Below are 26,832 nucleotides of genomic sequence, written 5' to 3' on the forward strand. Positions count from 1 at the left end.
GAGCACGCTAGCTCCGGCGCGTTGTCCATTACTCAGTCGTGGGCCATGACGGCCCTGAAGGAGAGCCCCAGCCTTATGGTCCGCCGCGCCTTGCCCGCCGTTTTCGCCCTGTTGTTCAGCTCGCCCTTGCTGGCTGGGCAGCAGACGCTGTTCAGCTTCGTGCGCCCGGCCTCGGTGGTCAATGTGGCGACCGAAAATGCCGGCATGCCGCAGTACAACGCGGAGCAAACGGCCGAGGGCGAGGTGTTGCGGCGCGTGGTGTTCAACCCAGCCCAGCGGCCGACCCTGCGCCTGAGCCCGCAAGGCGGAACGTGGGACTGGTCTAGCGGGCAGTTCCTGACCTTGCGCTTGCAAAGTGCCATGGACTGGGCACTGACCGTGGATGTTACGGTGCAGGGCAGTGATGGCCGCACTCTGACCAGCCGCATCGACCTGCCGGCCGGCCCTGCACAAACCGTGATGATCCCGCTGTCGGCCAGCTCGCCGCTGAGCCAGGGCATGCGTGCCGGCCCGCCCATGCCCTGGAGCTACGGCGGCCAGCGCCTGCTGTTTACCAGCACCGCCGGGGTGGTCGACCTCAAGCAGGTGGCTTCGGTCAGCCTGAGTATTCCCAACCCCAAGGTAGCGCAGAACCTGCTGATCGAGCGGGTGGGCATCCAGGATGACGATCAGGCCTACAAGGCGGCCTACCACGAGCTGATCGATGCCTATGGCCAGTCCACCCGCGGCCATTGGCCAGAGAAGGTAGCCAGTGACGAGCAGCTCAAGGCGGCCGATGTACGTGAACAGCAACAGCTCAAGGGCTGGCTGGCGGAGCGCGGCAAGCAGCAACTGGACGCTTACGGCGGCCTGCTGGCCGGCCCGGCGTTCGAGGCCAAGGGTTTCTTCCGCACCGAAAAGCGCGATGGCCGTTGGTACCTGGTAACACCGGACGGGCACCCGTTCTATTCCCTGGGTGTCAATGCCGTGGCTGCCGATGGCGGGCGTACCTACATCGCCGGGCGGGAGGGCATGTTCAAGGCCTTGCCGGGCGAAGGCGATGCACTGTCCGCGTTCTATGGTGAGGGCAACAACGACGACGGCAACCCCTCATCGCAAGGGCGCAACTTCAAGCAGGGGCGCTGGTTCGACTTCTATGCGGCCAACGTGCAGCGCACCTATGGCAAACCTTGCCCGCCTGAGGTGGAGGGGCAACCGCCAAGCTGCCCACCACTGGTGCTGGACGCCGCCCGCTGGCAGGCGCACGCGCTCGACCGCCTGCAGGCCTGGGGCTTCAATACGGTCGGTAACTGGAGCGAGCCGGCCCTGGGCCAGGCCAGGCGCATGCCGTATACCTTGCCGCTGTCGATCGTGGGTGATTACGCCAGCATCAGCACCGGCATGGACTGGTGGGGCCGCATGCCCGACCCGTTCGACCCGCGTTTTGCCATGGCCACCGAACGCGCGGTGGCAATTGCCGCCCGCGACCACCGTGACGACCCCTGGCTGATTGGCTATTTTGCCGACAACGAGCTGGCCTGGGCCGCCCCCGGTAGCGAGCCCAAGGCCCGTTACGGCCTGGCCTACGGCACCTTGCGCCTGACTACCGATGTACCGGCCAAGCGCGCCTTCCTCAAGCAGTTGCGCGACAAGTACCGCAACCAGGAAGGGCTGTCCAAGGCCTGGGGCATCGAACTGACGGCATGGGAGCTGATGGAAGACCCGGGCTTCGAAGCGCCGTTGCCCAACCCGGAACACCCGGAAATCGAGCGCGACTACCAGTACTTCCAGCAAGTCTTTGCCGAGACCTACTTCAAGACCATTGCCGATTCGTTGCAGTGGCATGCGCCCAATCACCTGCTGCTCGGCGGCCGTTATGCTGCCAGTACGCCAGAGGCGGTCAAGGCCTGCGCCGAATTCTGTGATGTCCTCAGCTTCAACTTCTATACCCTCAAACCGCAGGACGGCTACGACTTCGCACGCCTGGCCGAGCTGGACAAGCCGGTGCTGGTGTCCGAGTTCCAGTTCGGCTCACGCGATCGCGGGCCGTTCTGGCCGGGGCCGCTGGAAGTGGCGCGGGAAGAAGACCGCGGCCCGGCCTACGGCAACTTCCTCAAGGCAGCCCTGGCGCAACCGATGATCATTGGCGCGCACTGGTTCCAGTACCTCGACCAGCCGGCCAGCGGTCGCCTGCTCGATGGCGAGAACGGTCACCTTGGGCTGGTGGCGATCACCGATATGCCGTACCCGGGGTTTGTCGATGCTGTGCGCAAGAGCAACCTGCAAACCATGGCCCAGCTGCGCACCGAGCTGGAAAAACCAGCGCCTTAGCACAGGCCGACGCGGTCTGTTCTTTTTGTAGGAGCGGGTTCACCCGCGAAGAGGCCAGCAGCCCTCACACAAGGCCGACAAGTTGCCCGGGGCGAGCACGGACCCCCGGTTGCCTGTGTCGGCCCTTTCGCGGCGGTTCGACGCCTCGATGAACCCGCTCCCACAGGGGATCGCGCCAGCTTTCGGAAATTGGCCACCACCCAGCTCAAGCCAGTTTGCAAAACGCCAAACTACTGAAACAATGCACACCTTTTTGAACATGGTCGTACGGAGAGCAGCGGGTGCAGATCCAGGGTCACTATGAGCTGAAGTTCGAAGCCGTGCGCGAAGCCTTCGCCGCGCTGTTCGATGATCCCCAGGAGCGTGGCGCGGCGCTGTGCATCCAGGTGGGTGGCGAAACCGTCGTCGACCTGTGGGCCGGCAGTGCCGACAAGGACGGCCAGCAGGCCTGGCACAGCGATACCATCGCCAACCTGTTCTCCTGCACCAAGACCTTCACCGCCGTTACCGCGCTGCAGCTGGTCGGCGAGGGCAAGCTGGCCCTCGACGCCCCGGTGGCCAACTACTGGCCCGAGTTCGCCCAAGCAGGTAAACAGTCGATCACCCTGCGCCAGCTGCTCAGCCACCGTGCCGGGCTGCCGGCCATCCGCGAGCTGCTGCCGGCCGAAGCCCTGTATGACTGGCAGGCCATGGTCGATGCCTTGGCGGCCGAAACGCCGTGGTGGACACCCGGTAGCGAGCACGGCTATGCCGCCATCACCTATGGCTGGCTGATCGGCGAACTGATCCGCCGTGCCGACGGCCGTGGCCCCGGCGATTCGATTGTGGCCCGCACCGCCCGCCCGTTGGGGCTGGACTTCCATGTCGGCCTGGCAGACGAAGAGTTCCATCGCGTGGCGCATATCGCTCGCGGCAAGGGTAACCCTGGGGATGCTGCTGCGCAGCGCTTGCTGCAGGTGACCATGCGCGAGCCCGAGGCACTGTCGACCCGTGCCTTTACCAACCCGCCAGCGATCCTGACCAGCACCAACAAGCCGGAGTGGCGGCGTATGCAACAGCCGGCGGCCAATGGCCATGGCAATGCACGCAGCCTGGCCGGCTTCTATGCCGGGTTGCTGGACGGCAGCCTGCTGGAATCCGAACTGCTCGACGAGCTGACCCGTGAGCACAGCCTCGGCCAGGACCGTACCCTGCTTACCCAGACCCGTTTCGGCCTTGGCTGCATGCTCGACCAGCCCGATGTGGCCAATGCCACCTTTGGCCTCGGTGCTCGCGCCTTCGGACACCCCGGTGCCGGTGGCTCCGTCGGTTTTGCCGATCCGGAGCACGATGTGGCCTTCGGTTTTGTGGTCAATACCCTGGGCCCGTATGTTTTGATGGACCCGCGCGCCCAGAAGCTGGTACGTGTTCTTGGCAGTTGCCTTTGATCGGGTAAAGCGGTATTGCCTCACCCCTTTGATTATTCTGACTGTCAACATCTGAAAGGGTGTTGGCAAAATTTATTTCTATTTCATGGTGTATCGCTGATGTCTTCACATAAAACCTTAGCACTCGCCCTGTGCCTGACCGCCGTTACCGGTTGCGCCAGCCACAACTCGGGAGGCTCCAAGGAAGGCAGCTCAAGCTGGTGGCCTTTCGGTTCGGACAAGGTTGCCGAACAAGAAGTGAAGGCAGCCGTAACCGAAAAAGTGGCCAAGGCCGAAGCCAAGCCTGAAAGCGCCAGTCACTGGTGGTGGCCGTTTGGCGGTGACGACAAGCAAGCCAAGGGGCCGGTCGTGCCGAAGATCGACCAGAAGGCCACCCAGGCCTGGCTGGACGAGTACGAACCCAAGCTGCGCGAAGCGATCAAGGACAGCAAGCTGGAACTGGAGCGTCGCGACAACGTGCTGGCAGTGACCATTCCGGCGGACAGCTCGTACAACCCTGACCGCCCCAACATGCTGCTGCCAATGACCCTCGGACCGATCACTCGTGTGGCCAAGACCGTTGAAGGTGACCCCAAGACTGCCGTACTGGTACTGGGCCATGCCGACAGCAGCGGTGTTGCTACTGCCAACCAGAAGCTCAGCCTGGAGCGCGCTGCTTCGGTGTCGGCCATCTTCCGCCTCAGCGGCCTGCAGCGTGACCGCCTGACCCTCAAAGGCATGGGCTCGGAAATGCCGCGCGCTGCCAACGACAGTGCCGAGGGCCGTGCCCTGAACCGCCGTGTGGAAATGCTGCTGACCCCGCAGAGCACCATGGTCGCACTGCTGGCCAAGTACCAGCAAGTTGCTCCGGCGCGTGCGCCGATGGTAGCGGTGCAGGATGCCAAGGCGCCTGCCGCCAAGGCCGCCGACAGCAAGCCGGCTGCCAAGGCAGCAGCGAAGAAACCTGCGGCCAAGGCCAAGGCACCTGCCAAGACCACAGCCAAGAAAAAGGCCGCGCCAGCCAAGCCTGCCGCCAAAAAAGCTACCACTGACAAGAAAGTAGCTGCCAACAGCCCTGCGAAGACCAACTGATCGTCAAGGAACGCAGCAATGACCCAAACTCTGGCCGATATGCGCCGCGACTACACCCGTGATGGCCTGGCTGAAGCCCAGGCCCCGGGGGAGCCGTTCGCCTTGTTCCACCAATGGTTTGCCGATGCGGTGAAAACCGAGCAGGTTCCGGTGGAAGCCAACGCCATGACCTTGGCCACCGTGGACGGCGAAGGCCGCCCACATTGCCGTGTATTGTTGCTGAAGGGGCTCGATGAGCAGGGTTTTACCTTCTTCACCAATTATGACAGCGCCAAGGGCCAGCAACTGCAGGCCAACCCGTTTGCGGCCATGACCTTCTTCTGGCCAGCGCTGGAGCGCCAGGTGCGTATCGAAGGGCGGGTGGAAAAGGTCACGGCGCAGGAATCGGACGCTTATTACCAGGTGCGCCCGCTGGGCAGCCGCCTGGGGGCTTGGGCTTCGCCGCAGAGCCGGGTGATTACCGGGCGTGAGGAGCTGGAGGGCCTGGTCAAGGCCACCGAGGCGCGTTTCTCCGACACCCAGCCGCATTGCCCGGAGCATTGGGGTGGGTATCGGTTGCTGCCTGAACGGATCGAGTTCTGGCAGGGGCGGGCTAGCCGGTTGCATGACCGCTTGAACTATCGGCTGGTGGATGGGCAATGGCTGCGGGAGCGGCTGGCGCCCTGAGATTTTTGGGGCCGCAACGCGGCCCCAGCAATCTATCTGGCTACCCCGTATACCCCGCCGCCTCGCGCTCCAGCCACCCCGCCAAGTCCTTACGCTTTACTTTCTCCACCCGCGCCTGCTCCAACCTCTGCAGCATGTATTCGCGCTTCCCCAGGTCAGCCCCCGCCATCGATAACGCCAGGTCACGGTCCATCCAGCGGCGCATGCGCACGTACAACCACCAGTGGAAATACAGCCCTGCAACGGTGGTGACCACGACGATGAAGTAATCCATGGTTATCCTTGGTCTGATCTGAAAGCCCTTCGACACAGCCGTAGGGGCTGTACCCAGGCTGAATGAAAACAATTTTATTACGTCTGCACCGTGACAGCCGTCAACGCGCAGCGTCTAATGAGCACCTGACTTATGGAGACTTTACCCATGCGTAAATCCGCTTTGCTGGTGGCGACCTTTACCACCATGTCGCTGTTGCTGGGGGGCTGTGCCTCGAGCCTGACCGGCGACAGCTACTCCCGTGATGAGGCCCGCCGCGTGCAAACCGTGCGCATGGGCACCATCGAATCGTTGCGCCCGGTCAAGATCGAAGGCACCAAGACCCCGATCGGTGGTGGTGCTGGTGCCGTTGTTGGCGGCGTTGCCGGCAGCGCCGTAGGCGGTGGCCGTGGCAGCATCGTTGCGGCAGTGATCGGTGCCGTTGCCGGTGGCTTGGCCGGTTCTGCTGCCGAAGAAGGCCTGACCCGTACCCAGGGCGTCGAAATCACTGTACGTGAAGATGATGGCAGCATGCGCGCCTATGTGCAGGCCGTGCAGGAGAACGAGATCTTCCGCATTGGCGACCGTGTGCGCATCATGACCGTCGACGGTACCAGTCGCGTCGCGCACTGACCGTACTGCAACAAAACAAAACCCCGACATGGCTACTGCCAGTCGGGGTTTTTTTCATTCGTCAGCCCATTCAACCAACACTGGGTTTACGGCTGGCCATGGCGGTGACGGCATAGCCGATTACTGCGGCGAAAAACGAGCCGGTCAGAATGCCCATGCGGTCCATGCCAGCGTAATCACTGCTACCCGGTACAAAGGCGAGCGAGCCAACGAACAGGCTCATGGTGAAACCGATGCCGCACAGTATCGCCACCCCCAGCAGCTGCCCCCAGCCGGCACCTGCCGGTAGCGCGGCCAGGCGAAGCTTGACCGCTATCCAGGTAAGGCCGAAAACACCCACAGTCTTGCCCAGTAGCAGGCCGACCGCGATGCCCATGGGTACCGGGTGGGTGAAGCTTTCTACGGTCATGCCGGCCAGCGACACGCCAGCATTGGCGAAGGCGAACAGCGGCAGGATGGCATAGGCAACCCAGGGGTGCAGGGCGTGTTCGAGGGACAGCAATGGCGAAGTCTCGGCATTGCGTGTACGTAGCGGAATGCACAGCGCCAGGGCGACACCGGCCAGGGTGGCATGCACGCCACTCTTGAGCACGCAGACCCACAGGATCAGGCCAATGACCATGTAGGGCCCAAGCTTGACCACGCCAAGCCGGTTCATGGCCACCAGCACCACCAGGCAGGCCGCGGCCAGCAGCAGCGACACGCTCGACAGGGTGCCGGAGTAGAACAGGGCGATGACGATGATCGCGCCCAGATCGTCGATGATCGCCAGGGTCATCAGGAACAGCTTCAGCGACACCGGCACGCGTTTGCCCAGCAGGGCCAGTACACCGAGGGCGAAGGCAATGTCGGTGGCGGTGGGGATCGCCCAGCCAGCCACGGCGGCAGGGTCGTCACGGTTGATGAACCAGTAGATCAACGCCGGTACCACCATGCCGCCAATAGCGGCCGTGGCAGGCAGCACGATCTGCGAAGGCTTGGACAGGTGGCCGTCGACCACCTCGCGCTTGACCTCCAGGCCGATGAGCAGGAAGAACAGCGCCATCAGGCCGTCGTTGATCCACAGCAGCAAGGGCTTGGCGATGTTCAGTGCGCCGACCTGAACGGCGACGGGAACGTCGAGCAGGCCGCTGTACAGGTAGGACAGTGGCGAGTTGTTGATGACCAGCGCCAATACGGCGGCGGCGATTAGCAGCAGGCCGCTGGCGGCTTCGAGCTGGAAGAAACGGGTAAACAGGCTACGCACGGGCTATAGGCTCTCCATGAGCAGTTTACGAATTGAACGGGCGTACACCCTAGCCTGTGGCGATATGCTTTAAAACAAAAACTATATTCGTTTTTGTTATATGGTGTTGCTGCCTGGGCTGTTGCAAGCCTAGATGCAGGTGGGGAAGGATGGGGGAGGGGAAGTCTGATGTTTGTATCGGATAATTCTGATGCCTATACCGGCCTCTTCGCGGGTGAACCTGCTCCTACAAGGGAACGATGCCCGGTGTAGGAGCGGGTTCACACGCGAAGAGGTCGGTACAGGCAATAAGGGATCAAAGGCCGAGCATATCCCGCGCCACCGCCTCGGCAATGCGAATCCCGTCGACACCCGCCGACAGAATCCCGCCCGCATAACCAGCCCCTTCACCCGCCGGGAACAGCCCTTTCATGTTCAGGCTCTGGTAATCCTCACCGCGGGTAATCCGCAGCGGCGACGAGGTACGCGTCTCAATCCCGGTCAACACCGCATCATGCAGGTTGTAGCCCTTGATCTGCCGGTCGAACGCCGGCAGCGCCTCGCGGATCGCCTCGATGGCGAAGTCCGGCAGGCTCGGCGCCAGGTCACCCAGGGTCACGCCTGGCTTGTAGGACGGCTCGACACTGCCCAACGCGGTCGATGGCCGCCCAGCTACGAAGTCGCCCACCAGCTGCGCCGGCGCCTGGTAGTTGCTGCCGCCCATCACGTAGGCATGGGACTCCAGGCGCTCTTGCAGTTCGATGCCGGCCAGCGGGCCGCCCGGGTAGTCGCGCTCGGGGTCGATGCCGACGACGATGCCGGAGTTGGCATTGCGCTCGTTACGCGAGTACTGGCTCATGCCGTTGGTCACCACCCGGCCCGGCTCGCTGGTGGCAGCGACCACGGTGCCACCCGGGCACATGCAGAAGCTGTACACCGAACGGCCGTTCTTGGCGTGGTACACCAGCTTGTAGTCGGCGGCGCCGAGTTTCGGGTGGCCGGCGTACTTGCCCAGGCGTGCCTTGTCGATCAGGGTTTGCGGGTGCTCGATACGGAAGCCTACCGAGAACGGCTTGGCTTCCATGAACACACCCTTGGCGTGCAGCATGCGGAAGGTGTCACGGGCACTGTGGCCGAGGGCCAGCACCACATGGCGCGAGTGCAGCTGCTCGCCGCTCTCCAGCACCACGCCGGTCAGCTGGCCATCGTCGATCAGCAGGTCGGTGACCTTCTCCTGGAAGCGCACTTCGGCACCGAGGGCGATCATGTCCTGGCGCATCTGCTCGACCATGCCGGTGAGGCGGAAGGTACCGATATGCGGCTTGTTGATGTACAGGATTTCGTCTGGCGCACCGGCCTTGACGAATTCTTCCAGCACTTTGCGGCCGTGGTGCAGCGGGTCCTTGATCTGGCTGTACAGCTTGCCGTCAGAGAACGTACCGGCGCCGCCTTCGCCGAACTGCACGTTGGACTCGGGGTTGAGCACGCTCTTGCGCCACAGGCCCCAGGTGTCCTTGGTGCGCTGGCGCACTTCCTTGCCGCGTTCGAGGATGATCGGCTTGAAGCCCATCTGTGCCAGTAACAGGCCGGCGAAGATGCCGCACGGGCCGAAGCCGACTACGATCGGGCGCTCCTGCAGGCCTGCCGGCGCTTGGCCAACGAACTTGTAGGTTACGTCCGGGGCCGGGCCGATGTTGCGATCGTCGGCGAACTTGCTGAGCAGCTCGGCTTCGTTGCTGGCTTCCAGGTCGATGGTGTAGATGAACAGCAGTTCGCTGTTCTTCTTGCGCGCATCGTAGCTGCGCTTGAACAGGTTGAAGCTGAGCAGTTGCTCGTCGCGGATGCCCAGGCGCTGGACGATGGCTTCACGCAGGGCTTCGTCGGGATGATCCAGGGGCAGCTTCAGTTCGGTGATTCGTAGCATGGCAGGGTCCAGTATCCCGGCCATGGGCGGCCGGCGGCTTTACACAAACCGCCAAGTATAAGCTGTTCGCCGCCCCGACTGGCAGGATAAAAGCGCCCGGCGATCAGTTGTCGCGTGCGCCGCCGTAGTAACCGCAGCCCTTCAGGGTCTTGCCGTCGACGTGCAGCTCGGCGCGCAGATGGCGCACGGCGCCGCTCATGCTGTCGACGCAGCGTTGCGGGGCGACCCACAGCTCAACATGCTGGCCGTTGGCTTCGCTGGTCAGGGTCAGGCCGCCACCGGGTACTTCTTCTTCAAGGAAGGGTAGCGGCAGGGGCTGCTGGCCGACGCGGTTGAGCACCATGCCCTTGCCGCTGGCCTTGATGTCCCAGTCTGGCTCGTGGCCGTTGGCGCGCAGGGTAAGTTGCTTGAAGTTGGGGTCTTCGCAGGCGCGGGTGGAAGGCTCCAGGCGATACAGGCGGCGCACTTCCAGCTGGCCGTCGTTGTTGGCCTGCTTGCTGCCGGTAAGCCGGCCACGGACGTCGGCGAACAGTTTGTCGTTGGCGTCTTTGGCCAGGCTGGCGGCTTCCTGCAGGATGCCGGTGGCGGCGACGTCGTTGATCACGAAGGTGCGGTTTTCGCTGCAGGGTTTGAACAGCAGCTGGCCACCGGCGGCGCGCAGCTCGCCCTGCATGCGCGTGGTGCCGATGTTCGGGTCGCTGGGGGTGTCAGCCATGAGCTGGCAGCCGGCGAACAGGGGCAGCAGGGCGGTCAGCAGCAGGGTGGGGGTGAGGCGCATGATGGGGCGGGCTCCGGGATCTTTGCCAAAGAGCTGGCCACGTTACGCAGGCTGGCGGTGGATCACAAGTTAATGGTTGCCTGTGCTGGCCTCTTCGCGGGTGAACCCGCTCCTACAATAGACGGTGCACGGCCGTTGTAGGAGCGGGTTCACCCGCGAAGAGGCCAGCACAGGCAATACATTCCTTGCAGGCAGAAAAAAGGGCCCGAAGGCCCTTTTCCCAATCAACCACCCAGATACGCGTCGCGCACCTTCGGGTCGGTCAACAATGCCTCACCGGTCCCCTGCATCACCACCCGGCCGTTCTCCAGCACATACGCCCGGTCAGCGATCTTCAGCGCCTGGTTGGCGTTCTGCTCCACCAGGAACACGGTCACGCCATCACGGCGCAGCTGTTCGATGATATCGAAGATCTGCTGGATGATGATCGGCGCCAGGCCCAGCGAAGGCTCGTCGAGCAGCAGCAGCTTGGGCTTGCTCATCAACGCCCGGCCAATGGCAAGCATCTGCTGCTCGCCACCGGACATGGTGCCGCCACGCTGGATGTAACGCTCCTTCAGGCGCGGGAACAGCTGCAGCACCTTGTCCAGCTGCTCCTGGTAATCGCCCTTGTCGGTGAAGAAGCCACCCATTGCCAGGTTTTCCTCGACGGTCAGGCGGGCGAACACGCGGCGGCCTTCCGGCACTACCGCAATGCTCTTGCGCATGATGTGCGAGGACGGCTGGCCGACCAGTTCTTCACCCAGGTACTTGATGCTGCCGCTGTGCGCCTGCGGTGAGCCGCACAGGGTCATCAGCAAGGTCGACTTGCCGGCACCGTTGGCACCGATCAGGGTGACGATCTCGCCCTGGTTGATCTCCACGTTGACGCTGTGCAGCGCCTGGATCTTGCCGTAGAAGGTGGAAACGTTCTCGAACTTCAGCATTTACGCTTCCCCCAGGTAGGCTTTGATCACTTCAGGGTTGTCGCGGATCTCCTCCGGCGTGCCGTGGGCCAGGGGGGTGCCCTGGTTGATCACCACGATATGGTCGGAAATGCTCATCACCAGCTTCATGTCGTGCTCGATCAGCAGCACGGTGACGTTGTGCGACTCACGCAGGTAGGCGATCAGCGCCTTGAGGTCTTCGGTCTCCTTGGGGTTCAGGCCCGCTGCCGGTTCGTCGAGCATGATGATGCGCGGCTGGGTCATCATGCAGCGGGCGATTTCCAGGCGGCGTTGCTGGCCGTAGGCGAGGGTGCCGGCGGTACGGTTGGCGAACTCGGTCAGGTTGACCTTCTCCAGCCAGTACTGCGCGCGCTCCATGGCCTCCTTCTCGCTACGGCGGAAGCTCGGGGTCTTGAACAGGCCGGCGAAGAAGTTGGTGTTCAGGTGGCGGTGCTGGGCGATCAGCAGGTTTTCCAGCGCGGTCATTTCCTTGAACAGGCGCACGTTCTGGAAGGTTCGCACCACGCCCTTGCGGGCGATCTGGTGACCGGCCAGGCCCTGGATCGGCTGGCCATCGAGCAGGATGGTGCCGCCGCTGGGCTTGTAGAAGCCGGTCAGGCAGTTGAACACCGTGGTCTTGCCGGCGCCGTTCGGGCCGATCAGCGCCACCACTTGTTTTTCCTTGACGGTCAGGGCCACGCCATTGACCGCCAACAAGCCGCCGAAGCGCATGCTCAGGCCGCTGACTTGCAGAATTTCGCGGCTCATCGACGCAGCTCCATGTGTGGACGTTGCATAGGCAGCAAGCCTTGCGGACGCCAGATCATCATCAACACCATCAGCGCACCGAACATCAACATGCGGTATTCGCTGAACTCACGCATCAGCTCGGGCAGCAGGATCATCACGATGGCCGCGAGGATCACGCCCAGTTGTGAGCCCATGCCGCCGAGCACGACGATGGCGAGGATGATCGCCGACTCGATGAAGGTGAACGACTCCGGCGTTACCAGGCCTTGGCGCGCGGCGAAGAAGCTGCCGGCGAAACCGGCGAAGCAGGCGCCCAGGGTGAACGCCGAGAGCTTGATCACGGTCGGGTTCAGGCCCAGTGCACGGCAGGCGATTTCGTCTTCGCGCAGGGCTTCCCAGGCACGGCCGATCGGCATGCGTAGCAGGCGGTTGATCACGAACAGCGCCAGCAAGGCCAGCAGCAGGGCCACCAGGTAGAGGAAGATGACCTTGTTGATCGAGTTGTATTCCAGCCCGAAGAACTCGTGGAAGGTCTGCATGCCCTCGGCGGCACGGCGTTCGAAGGTCAGGCCGAAGAACTCCGGCTTGGGGATGTTGCTGATGCCGTTGGGGCCGCCGGTCCAGTCGGTGAGGTTACGCAGGAACAGGCGGATGATCTCGCCGAAGCCGAGGGTCACAATCGCCAGGTAGTCACCGCGCAGGCGCAGCACCGGGAAGCCAAGCAGGAAACCGAAGGTGGCGGCCATCAGGCCGGCGATCGGCAGGCAGACCCAGAAGCTCCAGCCCAGGTAGTGCGAGAGCATCGCGTAGCTGTAGGCACCGACGGCGTAGAAACCGACGTAACCGAGGTCGAGCAGGCCCGCCAGGCCGACCACGATGTTCAGGCCCAGGCCCAGCAACACGTAGATCAGGATCAGCGTGGCAATGTCGACCGCACCGCGCGAACCGAAGAACGGCCACACCAGGGCTGCGACGATCAGGCCCATGATCACATAGCGCTGGGTCTTCGGCAGGGTCAGGTAGTTGCTGACAGCCGGCGGGATCAGCTTGCGATCCGAACGGCGGCCCATTACCGCACTCCACTGCTTGTCGAACAGCACGCGCAGGAACATCAGCACCGAACACACGGCGATGATGCTGATGGTGAACGAGCCTTGGCTGTGCACGACCAGGCTGATGCCGTCGATGCTCAGTTTCAGGCCCAGCACCGGGAAGGCCACGGCCCAGACCAGCAAGGCGCTGAAGAACGCCTGTTTGAGATTTCTGTTCATACTTTTTCAACCTCCGGGCGGCCCAGGATGCCGGTCGGCCGGAATAGCAGGACAAGAACCAACAAGCCGAATGCCACCACGTCCTTGTACTGGTCGCCGAAGATATCGGCGCCAAACGCTTCGGCCACGCCCAGCACCAGCCCGCCGAGCATGGCGCCCGGGATGCTGCCGATGCCACCCAGCACCGCCGCGGTAAAGGCCTTCAGGCCCACCAGGAAACCGGCGTTGGGGTTGATCACCCCGTACTGCATGCTCAGCAGCACGGCCGCCACGGCTGCCAGGGCGGCACCGATGACGAAGGTGAGGGCGATGATGTTGTTGGTGTTGATGCCCAGCAGGTTGGCCATCTTGATGTCCTCGGCGCAGGCGCGGCAGGCGCGGCCCAGGCGGGAACGGGAGATGAACAGGGTGAGCAGGGTCATGGCCACCAGGGTGACCACGAACACCAGGATCTGCATGTAGGAAACCAGGACTTCTTCCGCACCGCCTGGCCCGAACGAGAAGCTGCCGGGGATCAGGTTGGGGATGGATTTGTCCTTGGAGTCTTGCGACAGCAAGACCGTGTTCTGCAGGAAGATCGACATGCCGATGGCGGAAATCAGCGGGATCAAGCGGTTGCTGTTGCGCAGGGGGCGGTAGGCAACCCGTTCGATGCTGTAGCCATAGGCACTGGTGACGCAGATGGTCGCGACGAAGGCGACGGTCATCAGGATCGGCAGCGAATGGATACCCATCATGGCCAGGCCTGCCAGGGCGATGAAGGCCACGTAGGAACCGATCATGTACACCTCGCCGTGGGCGAAGTTGATCATGCCAATGATGCCGTACACCATCGTGTAACCGATGGCGATCAAGGCATAGGTGCTGCCGATGGTCAATCCATTAACCAGTTGTTGGAAGAAATGGTAGATCTCAGGCATTACAGCGCTCCTAAAAACCTGATTTGCATTTCGCTGGCGGGGGTAAGGCCAGGAAACCGCGGGTGACGGTTTTAAGATTTTCAGGTGGGCCCGCCCCCGGATCGCGGGGATCAGGCCCATGAACCTCGTAAAACAAAGCCCACTGCTCGCACAGTGGGCTTCTTCGGTCAGCTATTAGTCACGCAGTTACTGAGGGGAAACTTCGGTCTTCGGCTTGCCGAAGTGCCATTCGTAGACCACGAATTTGAAGTCTTTCAGGTCGCCCTTCTCGTCGTACGACAGGGTGCCGGTCGGGGTCTTGAAGGAGCCGGCGTGGATGGCGGCTGCCACCTTGTCGGTGTCTTCGGACTTGGCCGCTTCGATACCTTTGGCGATCAGTTCGACTGCCGAGTAGGCCGGGAACACGAACGGGCCGCTTGGGTCTTTGCCGTCAGCCTTGATGGCGTCGACAATGGCCTTGTTCTCAGGATCTGCGTCGAACGACTTCGGCAGGGTCACCAGCAGGCCTTCGGAGGCGTTCTGGGCGATCTGCGAGATGGAGTCGTTGCCCACACCTTCCGGGCCCATGAACTTGGCTTTCAGGCCCTTTTCCTGAGCCTGGCGCAGAATCAGGCCCAGCTCTGGGTGGTAGCCGCCGTAGTAGACGAAGTCGACGTTGTTCTGCTTGAGCTTCTGGATGATCGAGGAGAAGTCCTTGTCACCGGCGTTCAGGCCTTCGAAGACAGCAACCTTGGTGCCTTTCTTCTCAAGGGTTTGCTTGACTGCGGTGGCGATGCCTTCACCGTACTGCTGCTTGTCGTGCAGTACCGCAACCACTTTTGGCTTGACGTGGTCGGCAATGTAGTTGCCGGCAGCCGGGCCCTGGGCGCTGTCCAGGCCGATGGTGCGGAAGATCAGCTTGTAGCCACGGGCGGTGATTTCCGGCGAGGTGGCGGCCGGGGTGATCATGATCACGCCTTCGTCTTCGTAGATGTCGGACGCTGGCTGGGTGGAGCTGGAGCACAGGTGGCCGATGACGAACTTGACGCCGTCGTTGACCACTTTGTTGGCGACTGCCACGGCCTGTTTAGGGTCGCAGGCGTCGTCGTATTCCTTGGCTTCGAGCATCTTGCCATCGACGCCGCCCTTGGCGTTGATATCCTTGATGGCTTGCTTGGCGCCGATGAACTGCATGTCGCCGTACTGGGTCACAGGGCCGGTTTTAGGGCCCGCGATCCCGATCTTGATGGTATCGGCGGCAAACGAATGGCTGGCTACCCCGGCCAGTACCATTGCGGCGAACAGCTTGGAAATCTTGATCATAGTGCTCCACTCATTCTGTTGTAATTCTTATAGTCCTGGCGGCCAGGGCTACAGACCGGGCGGGATTTGCGGCGTGGCCATGCCAACGCGCAAGCCCACCTTCCCCCGGAACATGTCCCGGAACTGTACCGGTACAGTGTAGAGCGCTGTTCGAGCGCTTGAAAAGCGGTCGAAAAGTGCCTGCTTCCTGGGTTGTCGCATGGTCGACACAAAAATACAGAAAGGCGCCATCAAACTGCCTGTATCTGCGACCCCGCCCCACAAGTTCGGGGTCAATCGACCAAATTACATATTTGAAACCGGGTTTTTCTGCAAAAATACCGGCCTTTTTTATTGGCCGATTTCTGCGGGTACCACCCATGACTGATCAAACAAGCACCCTCTATGCCAAATTGCTTGGCGAGACGGCAATCATCGAGTGGAAAGCGTTGGAGCGTTTCTGGGCCAAGGGTGACCTGATTTGGGTCGACCCCAGCCTGGACCTGATCACCGTAGCCGAGGCAATGGCCGAGAATCGCAGCGAGATCTTCGCCAAGTGGCGTAGTGATGGCACTGTCGGGCCGGTGACGGCCGACCAGGCCTTGGACCTGCAAAGCCGCGATCCAGAGATCTGGGCGGTAGTGGTTTCTCCGTTCATCGTGATCCAGGCCAAGCGCCCTGTCGATGCGTGAGCGTTTTTGGTGCGCAAAAATGCGCAGCAGCCCCGTTTTGGTGCTTGAAGGCGTTCAAGTCGGGTAGAGGTAAGTAACAATTCGGCGTGGCGGTAACAGTTTACGGGATGCGTAATGTGTCCACAGTCCTGCCAGGCGACGCGCAACCTTGTAGGAGCGGCCTTGTGTCGCGATGGGCTGCGCAGCAGCCCCCCATTTTTTGCATTGATGCAGAAATTGGGGCTGCTGCGCACCCCATCGCGACACAAGGCCGCTCCTACAGGGGCCCGCGTCGCCTGGGTAATGTTCGAATTAGTCAGGAGTCATCAATGAGCACTGCACTACCTTCGCTTGGATTCGCCGGCATCGGCCTGATGGGCCTGCCCATGTGCCGGCGCCTGTTGGCAGCGGGTTACCCGTTGACCGTATGGAACCGCAGCCCGGACAAGTGCGCCGCCCTGGTCGCAGCCGGTGCGCGCCTGGCCAGCAGCCCTGCCGAACTGTGCCGCGACAGCGACATGGTGCTGTTGTGCCTGGCTGACACGGCGGTGGTGCGTGAGGTGGTGTTTGGCGAGCACGGCATTGCCCGGGGCGGGCGCAGTGGCCAGTTGTTGATCGACTTCTCCAGCCTGGAACCCACCGCCACCCGTGAAATGGCCGCCGAACTGGCAGCACTGTGCGGCATGGCCTGGCTGGATGCGCCGGTGTCTGGTGGCACGCCCGGTGCTGAAGCGGGCACGCTGGCGATCATGGTCGGCGGCGAGGCAACCGACTTGCAACGCGCACGCCCGGTGCTGCAGGTGCTAGGCCAGCGTGTGACGCACATGGGGGCTGTAGGGGCCGGCCAGGTGACCAAGGCCTGCAACCAGATGATCGTGGCTTGCAATGCCCTGGTGATCGCCGAAGTGGTGGCGCTGGCCGAACAGTCCGGGGTGGACGCGACGCTGATTGCCGAAGCGCTGGCCGGCGGTTTTGCTGATTCAAAACCGCTGCAGATTCTCGCGCCGCAAATGGCCGAGAGCCGTTTCGAACCCATCAAGTGGCACGTACGCACGCTGCTCAAGGACCTTGATGGCGCCGTCAAATTCTCCCGCGAGCAGGGCTCGGCGACGCCGCTCAGTGGCCTCGCCGCGCAATTGATGCGCCTGCACGGTAGCCAGGGGTACCTGCAAAAAGATCCGGCGACCCTGGTGGAACTTTACCGCCGCAAGGGCTGATTACGCCGTTCTGGCGCTGCAGCCGCTCCAGCAGCGGCCGCAACTCGGCCAGTGGCACCGGGCCGCCCAGCAGGTAACCCTGCAGGTAGTCGCAGCCGTGGGTTTCGAGGAACTCAAATTGTTCGGCGGTTTCCACGCCTTCGCTGACCACCTGCAGGTGCAGGGTATGGGCCATGGCGATGATCGCCTGGACGATTTCGCGGTCCTTCAGGCTGCCCGGCACCTCCAGCAGGAAGGTGCGGTCAATCTTCAGCACGTCCAGGGGTAGGCGCTTGAGGTAGGCCAGTGACGAATACCCAGTGCCGAAGTCATCGATTGACAAGGCCACGCCCAAGGCACGAACGCGCTTGAGCAGGTTGACCGTGCGCTGGATATCGCCCATCAAGGCGTTTTCGGTTACCTCCAGCTCCAACTGTCGGGGGGCAAGGCCGGCGTGGGACAACGCCTTTTCTACCTCGTTGGGTAGCTCATCATGGCTGAGGGTGACGGCCGAACAATTCACCGTGACCTTGAGGTCGCCATAGCCATGGCGCAGCAGGTGGGCCAGGTCGGCACAGGCACGGCGCAATACCCACAGGTCGAGGTCGATAATCAGGCCGTTGGCTTCGGCAATAGCGACAAAACGCTCGGGCCCGAGCAGGCCGTGCTGCGGGTGCTGCCAGCGGACCAGGGCCTCCACCTTTCCCACTTGCCCGGTACTCAGGTTGAAGATTGGCTGGTAATGCACGCACAGCCCACGCTCTTCAAGCAGGGCCAGGCGCAGTTCTTCTTCCAGCTGCAAAGCCAGGGAGGCGCGGTTTTTCAGGGTGTCGTTGAAGAAGTTCAGGCTGTTGCGCCCGCTGTCCTTGGACTGGTACAGGGCCAGGTCGGCATGCTTGAGCAGCTCTTCGGCAGTGTTGCCGTCTTCGGGGAAGATGCTGATGCCGATGCTGGTGGTCATGACCATGCGCCGGCCGCCTAGATCGATGGGCTCTTTCATCCGTTGCATGATGCGCTGCGCCAGGTGGCGGGCTTCGTCACGGCTGTTGAGGCTGGTGACCACGCAGAATTCATCGCCGCCAAAGCGTGCGACCAGGTCATGGCTACGCGTGGCGGCCTTGATGTGGTTGGCGATCACCTTTAGCAGCTGGTCGCCGGCGTCGTGGCCAAGGCTGTCGTTGATGCGCTTGAAGTGGTCGATGTCGAGGAACATCACCGCCAGACGGCTGGCCGTGGCCTGGTGTTCAAACAGGCGCTCGGCGAACACCTGATTGAAGCCGCGGCGATTGACCAGGTTGGTCAGGGCATCGTAGTGCGCGGCCTGCTGCAGCGATGCGCGGGCCTGGTCCAGCTGGCTGAGCAGCACGCTGATCCGGCGCAGGTCGTGCTCCTTGCTTTGCAGCTTTTTGTCGGCCAGCGCGGCACTGATGCTGGCACCGCTGATCAGCAGGGTGATGAAGCCGATGCCCAGCCCAAGCTGCAGGCTGTTATCACCGGAGGGCAGGCGCAATGCCGTATCGGCTGGAATGACCAGGGTCATGGCCGACATCGCCGTGAAGTGGGTGGCGACAATGCCGCCGGCCATCAGCAGGCTGGCGCCGTACTTCATGGCCTGGTGCAGGGTGCCGCTGCCATTGCGGAAGTAGCGGGCCAGGCACAGCGCGGCCAGGCTGGTAAGCAGGGCAATGGCACCAGAGGCCAGCAGCAGGTCGGTCCGGTAGTACTGGTGGGCGCCGGTTTCCAGCGCGGCCATGCCGACGAAGTGCATGAGGATGATGCCCACGCCGATCAGCACGGCACTCTGCAGGAAGTAATGCGCGCGCATCTGGCTGCGGTCGAGGCTATGCATGGTCAGCCAGGCGACGATCAGGGCGATCAGCAGCGAAAGTACGGTAAGGGAAATGTCGTAGTGCACTTCCACGGGGGCCTGGAAGGCCAGCATGCTGATGAAGTGCATCGCCCAGATGCCACCTGCCAGGCAGCAGGCACCGAGCATGTTCCATTGCCGGTGGGCGGTAGGGTCTTCGCTGTGTGACTGGCGCTCGGCCATGTCCAGGGTGGCGAAGCAGGCCGCAGTGGCGACGATGTAGGCGAGCAGAACCAGGAACGGTTCATGCCGGCAATCGATGACGATGCGCCCGGTTGCCGGAAGGTCGGTGAACAGTTGCAGTCCCAGCCATTCCATTGAATGCCTCTTGATCGAGTTTTCACTCGTCTGCGCAACAACCCTGTGCAGACTGTCCAGAGGCAGTATAGGAAGAGGTGTTTAAGCCTTCCTGACTAATGGCACATTGATTTCTACGATTTGGTTATCAACCTAATCGCAGTCAGGAATAAAGAGCTTGGCCTTTGTGCGATCCCTGTAGGAGCGGCCTTGTGTCGCGATGGGCTGCGCAGCAGCCCCAGCCTTTTGCACTGATGCACAGATCAAGGGGCTGCTGCGCAGCCCATCGCGACACAAGGCCGCTCCTACAGGGGATCGCGTTAGCCGGGGTTAACCAGCCACCAGCACGCGAATGGCTTCAAGGCGCAGGGCGGCCTTTTCCAGCATTGCCAAGCCATCTTCACGCTGCTTGCGCAGGGCGTCGATCTCGCTGTCACGCACGCTTGGGTTGACCGCTTGCAGCGCGATCAGGCGGGCCAGTTCTTCATCGGCTTCCGCCGTGAGGCGGCGCTGGGCCTCGGCCACGCGCTCGACGTGGGCTGGCATCACCTTTGTCTCGCCGCCACTGATGCGCTTGGCCAGCACGTCACGCTGGGCCTGGACGAATTTGTTGGCACTGGCGCGCGGCACGCTTTCGAGCTGGTCGTTGAGGGTTTCGAAGGCCACGCGGGAAGCCAGATCGTTACCGTTGGCGTCGAGCAGGCAGCGCAGGGTCGCCGGTGGCAGGTAGCGGCCCAGTTGCAGGCTGCGCGGTGCCACCACCTCGCTGACGAACAGCAGTTCGAGCAGCACGGTGCCCGGCTTGAGCGCCTTGTTCTTGATCAGCGCCACGGCGGTGTTGCCCATCGAGCCGGATAGCACCAGGTCCATGCCGCCTTGCACCATCGGGTGTTCCCAGGTGAGGAACTGCATGTCCTCGCGCGACAGCGCCTGGCCACGGTCGTAGGTGATGGTCACGCCTTCGTCGTCACCCAGCGGGAAGCTGGCGTCGAGCATCTTCTCGCTTGGCTTGAGGATCAGGGCGTTCTCGGAATGGTCTTCGCTGTCGATGCCGAAGGCGTCGAACAGGGTTTCCATGTAGATCGGCAGGGCGAACTGGTCGTCCTGTTCGAGAATGGCCTCGACCAGCGCCTCGCCTTCACCGGCACCGCCGGAATTGAGCTCCAGCAGGCGGTCGCGGCCAGTGTGCAGTTCAGCTTCCAGGCGTTCGCGTTCGCTGCGGGCGTCGGCCACCAGGGCATCCCAGGCCTTGCTTTCGCCACTTTCCAGCAGTGGCAGCAGGCGCGGGCCAAACTGGTGCTGCAGGGCGTTGCCGGTCGGGCAGGTATTCAGGAAGGCGTTGAGGCCTTCGTGGTACCACTGGAACAGGCGCTCCTGCGGGCTGTCCTGCAAATACGGGACATGCAGCTGGATGGTGTGCTTCTGGCCGATACGGTCGAGGCGGCCAATGCGCTGTTCGAGCAGGTCCGGGTGGGCCGGCAGGTCGAACATCACCAGGTGGTGCGAGAACTGGAAGTTGCGGCCTTCGCTGCCGATTTCGGAGCAGATCAGCACCTGGGCGCCGAATTCTTCATCGGCGAAATAGGCGGCGGCGCGGTCACGCTCAAGAATGCTCATGCCTTCGTGGAACACCGAGGCCGGGATGCCGGAGCGCACGCGCAGGGCGTCTTCCAGGTCCATGGCCGTTTCGGCATGCGCACAGATCACCAGCACCTTGGTGCGCTTGAGCATTTTCAGGGTGTCGATCAGCCAGTCGACCCGTGGGTCGAAACGCCACCAGCGCTCGTCGTCGGCAACATCACCTTGCGCCTGGAAGGCAACTTCCGGGTACAGCTCGGCCTTTTCGCCAGGCGGCAGGTCGCGATATTGCTCGGGCATGGCCACTGGGTAGGGGTGCAGCTGACGCTCAGGGAAGCCCTGGACTGCCGCGCGGGTGTTACGGAACAGCACGCGGCCGGTGCCGTGGCGGTCTAGCAACTCGCGGATCAGGCGTGCGCTGGCCTGGGTGTCGCCGTCGCTGACCGCAGCCAGCAGGGCTTCGCCTTCGGCACCCAGGAAGCCCTGGATGGTGGTGTGGGCCTTGGGCGACAGGCGGCCTTCGTCGAGCAGTTCCTGTACGGCTTCGGCCACCGGGCGATAGTGCTCGCTTTCGGCGCGGAAGGCGGCCAGGTCGTGGAAACGGTTAGGGTCGAGCAGGCGCAAGCGGGCGAAGTGGCTGTCCTGGCCGAGTTGCTCGGGGGTGGCGGTAAGCAGCAGCACGCCCGGGATCACCTGGGCCAGTTGCTCGACCAGGCCGTACTCGGTGCTGACCTGGTCTTCGTGCCAGACCAGGTGGTGGGCCTCGTCGACCACCATCAGGTCCCAGCCTGCGGCAAACAGCGCGTCCTGGGCCTTTTCGTCGTCGACCAGCCATTCCAGGGCGACCAGGGCCAGCTGGGCATCCTCAAACGGGTTGCTGGCGTCGCTTTCGATGAAGCGCTCGGCGTCGAACAGGGCTACCTGCAGGTTGAAGCGCCGGCGCATCTCCACCAGCCACTGGTGCTGGAGGTTTTCCGGTACCAGGATCAGCACGCGGCTGGCGCGGCCCGACAGCAGCTGGCGGTGGATGACCAGGCCGGCCTCGATGGTCTTGCCCAGGCCCACTTCGTCGGCCAGCAGTACGCGCGGGGCGCTGCGGTCGGCGACTTCGCGGGCGATGTGCAGCTGGTGGGCGATCGGTTGCGCGCGGCAGCCACCCAGGCCCCAAAGCGCCGACTGCACCTGCTTGCTGGTGTGCTGTAAGGTGTTGTAGCGCAGGCTGAACCACGACAGCGGGTCGATCTGCCCGGCGAACAGGCGGTCGCTGGCCAGGCGGAACTGGATGAAGTTCGACAGCTGGGTTTCTGGCAAGGTGCGCGGCTGGTTTTGCCCATCCAGGCCGTGGTAGACCATCAGCCCGTCGATGTCCTCGACCTCGCGCACCGTCAGCTTCCAGCCTTCGAAGTGGGTGATCTGGTCACCTGGCGAGAAGCGCACGCGGGTCAGCGGCGCATTGCGCAGGGAATACTGGCGGGTGTCGCCAGTGGCCGGGTAAAGCACGGTCAACAGGCGGCCATCCTGCGCCAGGATGGTACCCAGGCCGAGCTCGGCTTCACTGTCACTGATCCAGCGTTGCCCCGGTTGATACTGCTGCGCCATACTGCCTGAACTCCCGCGATGAAAAAGCCGGTTATGTTAACGGATCGGCCGACCAGACCAAAGTGCCGAGCGCACCGAAAGGTATCAAAAGGCACAGTCTAGTCGTTTCATCGCCCTGTACTGCGCCGCCGACGAGGGCCCCGGATCAACATGTCTGCCAAGCACCGCTGGATCAGCGCTTCCATGGCCGTGGGCAGCCTGTTGCTGCTGGCCGCCTGCGAGCAGAAAAACTTCGAGACATTGCCCCCCATCCCGATGGAGCAGCTTGAGGTACTGGGCGTGCAGACGCCGATCAAGAGCGTGCACTTTCGTGACCGCGACGGCGAAGGCCTGTTGGTCTTGAGCCGCAGCGATGGCCAGGCCAGCGACCCGGAAAGCGAGCAGGAAGTGGACAAGGTGGTACTCAAGGCCACGTTGTACGGGCGTACCGCCGAAAGTGACGCGTTCAAGGCGCGTTGGCAGATCGAGCAGGAAACCACCTGCCCGGGCCTGGACCTGGACGTGGACTTCTACAATGACGTCAGTGATGTCAGCGACCTGAACAAGGACGGAGTCGCCGAGGTGACGGTGGCCAGCCATGCCTTCTGTGGCGGCGGAATCGACCCGCACGACATAACCATCGAGATGCGCGAAGGGCAGGCCAGCTACACCATCACCGGCCAGTCGCTGATCACCCCGGCGGGCGAAGAGCCGATCGGCGGTGAGCGCGACGACAGTGCTTCGCTCAAAACCGCCCCACAGGTGCTGCGCGAGCACATGGACGCGGTCTGGCAGCAGGTTTACAAGCGGCCCTGGAGCGAAGCCAGCCCGCCAAGTGACGACGACGCTGACGACGAAGCTGAATAACTGTTGCCCATGCCATCAAGGTAAGACCACGCCTGCCGATACAGGGGGCATAGGAGAATATCCATGCTGCCGCCGATCATTCCGCTCAGTGCCGCCCCGGTGACCTCGCAACAGGACCCGGTCAAGCCAACCCCCGATATCAAGCCGGTGGTGCCGGCGCAGCCTGCGTCCAGCGAAAGTGCCATCGACCTCAAGCAGCAGCGCGACCCGCAGGAGCAGGCGTTGCTGCTGCGCGAAGAGCAGCGCCGCCAGCAGCAACGCCGTCAGCAGAGTGGGGCGCAGCGTTACAGCGCCGAGCCTGGCGATGAAGTCAACGCCGACAATACCGTGCCGGTGGCGCCACTGATGGACGAACCTGTGCGTCAGGGGCTGCTGGTAGACATCGAAGTCTGACGCGGGGCTGGTCAGCGCCTGCGCCTGGCTTCATCATGCAAGTCTCAGTTGATCGTCGAGCCCACCCATGAGCCAAGACAACCTCATCGATTTCGATGCCGAACGTGCCAAACGCGTCCACGACCTCAAGGAAAAGCGCCTGAACGAAATGCGCAACGCATTCGAGCAGGCACTGCCGTTGAACACCAGCAAGAAAAAGAAGCCCAAGAGCAAGCCGAAGAAGCGCTGAAACTTGACGCAGGTCAACCCTGCACCCGCCTCGCGTGCCCGGCCCCGGGCACCATTGATCCCGATCAATTTTCCCTGCCCCCACATTGGTTAACGTGCACCCATCGGACAACGGCAAACGAATGGGGAGGCCAACATGTTCTTCGACAACGTGGTTATCGCCGGTGTGGTAACGGTCGGGTTGATGGTCGCCTTCTTTGCCGGTCTGGGCATTTTCATCTGGAAGGACTCGAACAAGCGCAAACCGCGCTGATCTTCCGGGTACACGAGCACGCAAGGCATTTTGGGCGACTTCGGTCGCCTATTTTTTTGCCTGGGATTTGTGTACAGCCTGTGCTGGCCTCTTCGCGGGTAACCCCGCTCCTACAGGGGCGAGCTGTGCACGGTCCGTTGTAGGAGCGGGTTCACCCGCGAAGAGGCCAGCACAGGAAAACCCGCAATCCAACAAAGATGATTAGCTAGCTAATTAATCGTTTCCGCTTTATCCTGCCCACCATTGTCTATCTTTTCAGTAAGACCATCCCCCGCAAGGTCCGCCTCGTGCCCATCACCCTCCAGGCCCTGTTCGCCCCCAGCAGTCTCGCCCTCAAATTCGCCATCAAGACCCTGTTCGGTGGCGGCCTGGCGCTGTGGCTGGCGATGCGCTGGGGCCTGGAGCAGCCGTCATGGGCGTTGATGACTGCTTTCATCGTCGCCCAGCCGCTGTCGGGCATGGTGGTGCAAAAAGGCCTGGCGCGGCTGGCCGGCACCTTGGTCGGCACGGTCATGTCGGTGCTGTTCATCAGCCTGTTCGCGCAAACCCCCGGCCTGTTCCTGCTTGCCCTGGCGCTGTGGCTGGCCCTGTGCACCGCGGCCTCCACCCAGCTGCGCAGCGCCTGGGCTTATGCCTTCGTGCTGGCTGGCTACACCGCGGCGATCATCGCTTTGCCGGCCATCGACCACCCGCTGCAGGTGTTCGACCAGGCCGTAGCGCGTTGCACCGAAATCTGCCTGGGTATCTTCTGTGCCACTGCCAGCAGTGCCTTGCTCTGGCCCATGCGGGTGGAACAGCAACTGGGCGGGCAGGCCCGGCAGGCCTGGCAGAATGGCCTGCAGGCTGCCAGTGCCATGCTCGGCGGCGAGGACGAGGCGCGCAAAGGCTTGCTTGAGAGCCTGGGCCGTATCGTTGCCATCGACAGCCAGCGCGAACATGCCTGGTTCGAAGGCAACCGCGGGCGCCAGCGGGCCCGTGCCATCCGTGGCCTGAGCCAGAAACTGATGGTGCTGCTGCGTATCTCCCGCTCGGTGCGCCGGCAGTGGCGGCAACTGGATGAGCGGGAGGCCGCGCACCTGGCGCCCTGGCTGCAAGAGGTGCGTGCACTGCTGGGCAAACCCGACCAGCCCAGCCTGTTGTTGCTGCGCCAACGTATCTGGGATGCCGCCCATGACGAACAGATCAGTTCGGCGGAGCACTTCTGCCTGGCGCGCATGGCCCTGCTGCTGGATTACGCCATGGCCGCCGGCCAGGCGCTGGAGGATGTGGAGGCGGGCAGGGCGCCGAAGGATGTGTCCCAGGGCCTGGCTGCCCATCGCGACTGGTCGCTGGCGTTGCTGTTCGGTTCACGCAGCGCCCTGGCTTTTCTGGTAATGAGTGGCTTCTGGCTGGCTACGGCCTGGCCTTCGGCACCGGGCGGCCTGGTGCTGACCTGCGTGGTCTGCAGCCTGTTCGCCAGCCGTGAGAACGGCGCGCAGATCGGCCTGAGCTTCCTGCGCGGGATCTTTCTGGCGATACCTGCGGCGTTTCTGGTCGGGCAGATCCTGCTGCCGCAATGGAGCAGCTTTGCCATGCTTTGCCTGGGCATGGGCGTGCCGCTGTTTCTCGGCGCCCTGGGCATGGCCCACCCTCGTACCGGGGCCACGGCCACTTCCTATTGCCTGCACTTCATTGTGCTGGTGTCGCCGCTCAACGCCATGCAGTTTGGGGTGGCGACCATGCTCAACAGTGCCCTGGCGATGCTGGTGGGGGTGTCGGCGGCGGTGATGGCCTTTCGTTTATTGGTATTCCGCCACCCGGCCTGGCTGGGCCGGCGCCTGCGTGCAGCCACCCAGGGCGACCTGGTACGGCTGACCCGGCGCGACCTGCGCGGAGCGGACACTTGGTTTGGCGGGCGTATGGCCGACCGCCTGATGCAACTGGCGCGGCATGCCGGCGAGCTGCCGGAAAGCGAGCGCAAACGCTGGGATGACGGCCTGCACGGGCTGGATATCGGCGATGAACTGGTGCACCTGCGCATGTGCCTGGCGGTTGCCCAGGCCCCCTTGGGGCGGGCCGAGCGCGACTACCTGCAACAGGTGGAGACGGTACTGGCCAAAGGGCCGGCGCCAGGCCGCGGTCAGCGTCTGGATGCTGCCAGCGAGCAGTTCATCAGCGCTTTGCACAGGCAGCCTGCGAGCGACCCGCTGCGGTTGGCCGAAGGTGCGGTGCTGCAATTGCAGAAAAGCTGGGGCAAGTGGTGCCGCTGGCAGGAGGAAACCCATGGGGTTGCGTGAGTGGGAAGTGGGTGGCGTGCTGCTCAGCCCGTTTCTAATTTATGTGCTGCTGGCGCTGCTGCTCACCGGCCTGCTGCGCCTGGTGGTGCAGGCCACGCCATTGGGGCGCTGGATCTGGCATGAAGCGCTGTTCGACGCAGCGCTGTTCGTTTGTGTGTTGTTCCTGGTGGTGCGATTGCTAGGGACTTTATGA

24 protein-coding genes are annotated in these 26,832 nt (G+C 63.1%); 13 read left to right on the forward strand and 11 right to left on the reverse strand.

What is annotated here, in order from left to right; translation table 11 throughout:
* Window positions 1–75 precede the first annotated feature (75 nt).
* From ACIP1G_RS24395 to pdxH, 4 genes are all read left to right on the forward strand, one after another.
* Window positions 76–2,310, forward strand: coding sequence for a beta-agarase (locus ACIP1G_RS24395; protein ID WP_400741498.1), 2,235 nt, complete (start codon window positions 76–78; stop codon window positions 2,308–2,310).
* Window positions 2,311–2,591: 281 nt separating this feature from the next.
* The gene (locus ACIP1G_RS24400) at window positions 2,592–3,737 is read left to right on the forward strand and encodes a serine hydrolase domain-containing protein (protein ID WP_400741501.1); all 1,146 of its coding nucleotides are present in this window, start codon (window positions 2,592–2,594) and stop codon (window positions 3,735–3,737) included.
* A gap of 99 nt (window positions 3,738–3,836) precedes the next feature.
* The gene (locus ACIP1G_RS24405; protein WP_400741503.1) at window positions 3,837–4,808 is read left to right on the forward strand and encodes an OmpA family protein; all 972 of its coding nucleotides are present in this window, start codon (window positions 3,837–3,839) and stop codon (window positions 4,806–4,808) included.
* Between the two features lie 18 nt (window positions 4,809–4,826).
* Window positions 4,827–5,474, forward strand: coding sequence for a pyridoxamine 5'-phosphate oxidase (gene pdxH / locus ACIP1G_RS24410; protein ID WP_400741505.1), 648 nt, complete (start codon window positions 4,827–4,829; stop codon window positions 5,472–5,474).
* A 40-nt stretch (window positions 5,475–5,514) separates the two neighbouring features.
* On the opposite strand, the gene ACIP1G_RS24415 is transcribed toward pdxH, so the two are convergent.
* Complete coding sequence (locus ACIP1G_RS24415; RefSeq protein WP_400741507.1) at window positions 5,515–5,748, reverse strand: hypothetical protein; 234 nt, start codon at window positions 5,746–5,748, stop codon at window positions 5,515–5,517.
* A gap of 147 nt (window positions 5,749–5,895) precedes the next feature.
* Here ACIP1G_RS24415 and ACIP1G_RS24420 point away from each other — a divergent pair, with 147 nt between their 5' ends.
* Complete coding sequence (locus tag ACIP1G_RS24420; protein WP_400741509.1) at window positions 5,896–6,360, forward strand: glycine zipper 2TM domain-containing protein; 465 nt, start codon at window positions 5,896–5,898, stop codon at window positions 6,358–6,360.
* Between the two features lie 70 nt (window positions 6,361–6,430).
* On the opposite strand, the gene nhaA is transcribed toward ACIP1G_RS24420, so the two are convergent.
* From nhaA to ACIP1G_RS24460, 8 genes are all read right to left on the reverse strand, one after another.
* Window positions 6,431–7,606 carry a Na+/H+ antiporter NhaA gene (nhaA, locus tag ACIP1G_RS24425; protein WP_400741511.1) on the reverse strand — a complete coding sequence of 392 codons (1,176 nt, stop codon included), beginning with the start codon at window positions 7,604–7,606 and terminating at the stop codon, window positions 6,431–6,433.
* Between the two features lie 295 nt (window positions 7,607–7,901).
* Complete coding sequence (locus ACIP1G_RS24430; protein WP_400741514.1) at window positions 7,902–9,509, reverse strand: NAD(P)/FAD-dependent oxidoreductase; 1,608 nt, start codon at window positions 9,507–9,509, stop codon at window positions 7,902–7,904.
* Between the two features lie 103 nt (window positions 9,510–9,612).
* Window positions 9,613–10,287, reverse strand: a complete 675-nt coding sequence (locus ACIP1G_RS24435; protein ID WP_400741516.1) for a COG3650 family protein — start codon at window positions 10,285–10,287, stop codon at window positions 9,613–9,615.
* Window positions 10,288–10,511: 224 nt separating this feature from the next.
* Window positions 10,512–11,213 carry an ABC transporter ATP-binding protein gene (locus ACIP1G_RS24440; protein ID WP_003254879.1) on the reverse strand — a complete coding sequence of 234 codons (702 nt, stop codon included), beginning with the start codon at window positions 11,211–11,213 and terminating at the stop codon, window positions 10,512–10,514.
* Window positions 11,214–11,981: a high-affinity branched-chain amino acid ABC transporter ATP-binding protein LivG gene (livG, locus tag ACIP1G_RS24445; protein ID WP_346646073.1), complete on the reverse strand. Its 768-nt coding sequence runs from the start codon at window positions 11,979–11,981 to the stop codon at window positions 11,214–11,216.
* Window positions 11,978–13,234: a high-affinity branched-chain amino acid ABC transporter permease LivM gene (locus ACIP1G_RS24450; RefSeq protein WP_400741518.1), complete on the reverse strand. Its 1,257-nt coding sequence runs from the start codon at window positions 13,232–13,234 to the stop codon at window positions 11,978–11,980. Before ACIP1G_RS24450 ends, livG begins: the two co-directional genes overlap by 4 nt.
* Window positions 13,231–14,154: a high-affinity branched-chain amino acid ABC transporter permease LivH gene (gene livH / locus ACIP1G_RS24455; protein WP_201201760.1), complete on the reverse strand. Its 924-nt coding sequence runs from the start codon at window positions 14,152–14,154 to the stop codon at window positions 13,231–13,233. The genes ACIP1G_RS24450 and livH overlap by 4 nt, the downstream gene beginning before the upstream one ends.
* A gap of 186 nt (window positions 14,155–14,340) precedes the next feature.
* A complete protein-coding gene (locus tag ACIP1G_RS24460; RefSeq protein ID WP_103449448.1) occupies window positions 14,341–15,456 on the reverse strand; it encodes a branched-chain amino acid ABC transporter substrate-binding protein in 1,116 nt (371 codons plus the stop codon).
* A gap of 359 nt (window positions 15,457–15,815) precedes the next feature.
* Between ACIP1G_RS24460 and ACIP1G_RS24465 the strand changes: the two genes are divergently transcribed.
* Together ACIP1G_RS24465 and ACIP1G_RS24470 are read left to right on the forward strand one after the other, a co-directional pair.
* A complete protein-coding gene (locus tag ACIP1G_RS24465) occupies window positions 15,816–16,127 on the forward strand; it encodes a DUF2288 domain-containing protein (RefSeq protein WP_400741521.1) in 312 nt (103 codons plus the stop codon).
* Window positions 16,128–16,435: 308 nt separating this feature from the next.
* Window positions 16,436–17,323, forward strand: a complete 888-nt coding sequence (locus tag ACIP1G_RS24470; protein WP_400741524.1) for an NAD(P)-dependent oxidoreductase — start codon at window positions 16,436–16,438, stop codon at window positions 17,321–17,323.
* Here the strand turns inward: ACIP1G_RS24470 and ACIP1G_RS24475 are convergent.
* Window positions 17,223–19,487: a putative bifunctional diguanylate cyclase/phosphodiesterase gene (locus ACIP1G_RS24475; protein WP_400741526.1), complete on the reverse strand. Its 2,265-nt coding sequence runs from the start codon at window positions 19,485–19,487 to the stop codon at window positions 17,223–17,225. The two genes, ACIP1G_RS24470 and ACIP1G_RS24475, sit on opposite strands and share 101 nt — an antisense overlap.
* 309 nt (window positions 19,488–19,796) lie before the next feature.
* The gene (gene rapA, locus ACIP1G_RS24480) at window positions 19,797–22,643 is read right to left on the reverse strand and encodes an RNA polymerase-associated protein RapA (protein WP_400741528.1); all 2,847 of its coding nucleotides are present in this window, start codon (window positions 22,641–22,643) and stop codon (window positions 19,797–19,799) included.
* A 150-nt stretch (window positions 22,644–22,793) separates the two neighbouring features.
* On the opposite strand from rapA, the gene ACIP1G_RS24485 reads away from it, so the two are divergent.
* From ACIP1G_RS24485 to ACIP1G_RS24510, 6 genes are all read left to right on the forward strand, one after another.
* On the forward strand, window positions 22,794–23,489 hold the full coding sequence (locus ACIP1G_RS24485; protein WP_400741531.1) for a M949_RS01915 family surface polysaccharide biosynthesis protein: 696 nt from the start codon (window positions 22,794–22,796) through the stop codon (window positions 23,487–23,489).
* A 63-nt stretch (window positions 23,490–23,552) separates the two neighbouring features.
* The gene (locus ACIP1G_RS24490) at window positions 23,553–23,882 is read left to right on the forward strand and encodes an aspartate-semialdehyde dehydrogenase (protein WP_400741534.1); all 330 of its coding nucleotides are present in this window, start codon (window positions 23,553–23,555) and stop codon (window positions 23,880–23,882) included.
* Window positions 23,883–23,949: 67 nt separating this feature from the next.
* Complete coding sequence (locus tag ACIP1G_RS24495; protein ID WP_400741537.1) at window positions 23,950–24,111, forward strand: hypothetical protein; 162 nt, start codon at window positions 23,950–23,952, stop codon at window positions 24,109–24,111.
* 135 nt (window positions 24,112–24,246) lie between these two features.
* Window positions 24,247–24,363, forward strand: coding sequence for a cytochrome c oxidase subunit CcoM (gene ccoM, locus ACIP1G_RS24500; RefSeq protein ID WP_003254862.1), 117 nt, complete (start codon window positions 24,247–24,249; stop codon window positions 24,361–24,363).
* 287 nt (window positions 24,364–24,650) lie between these two features.
* Window positions 24,651–26,639 (forward strand): FUSC family protein, encoded by a 1,989-nt coding sequence (locus tag ACIP1G_RS24505; protein WP_400741540.1) that lies wholly within the window; start codon window positions 24,651–24,653, stop codon window positions 26,637–26,639.
* Window positions 26,626–26,832 carry a DUF1656 domain-containing protein gene (locus ACIP1G_RS24510; protein ID WP_400741543.1) on the forward strand — a complete coding sequence of 69 codons (207 nt, stop codon included), beginning with the start codon at window positions 26,626–26,628 and terminating at the stop codon, window positions 26,830–26,832. Before ACIP1G_RS24505 ends, ACIP1G_RS24510 begins: the two co-directional genes overlap by 14 nt.

It is taken from the genome of Pseudomonas sp. NPDC089392 (assembly GCF_044749595.1).
Classification (GTDB): domain Bacteria; phylum Pseudomonadota; class Gammaproteobacteria; order Pseudomonadales; family Pseudomonadaceae; genus Aquipseudomonas.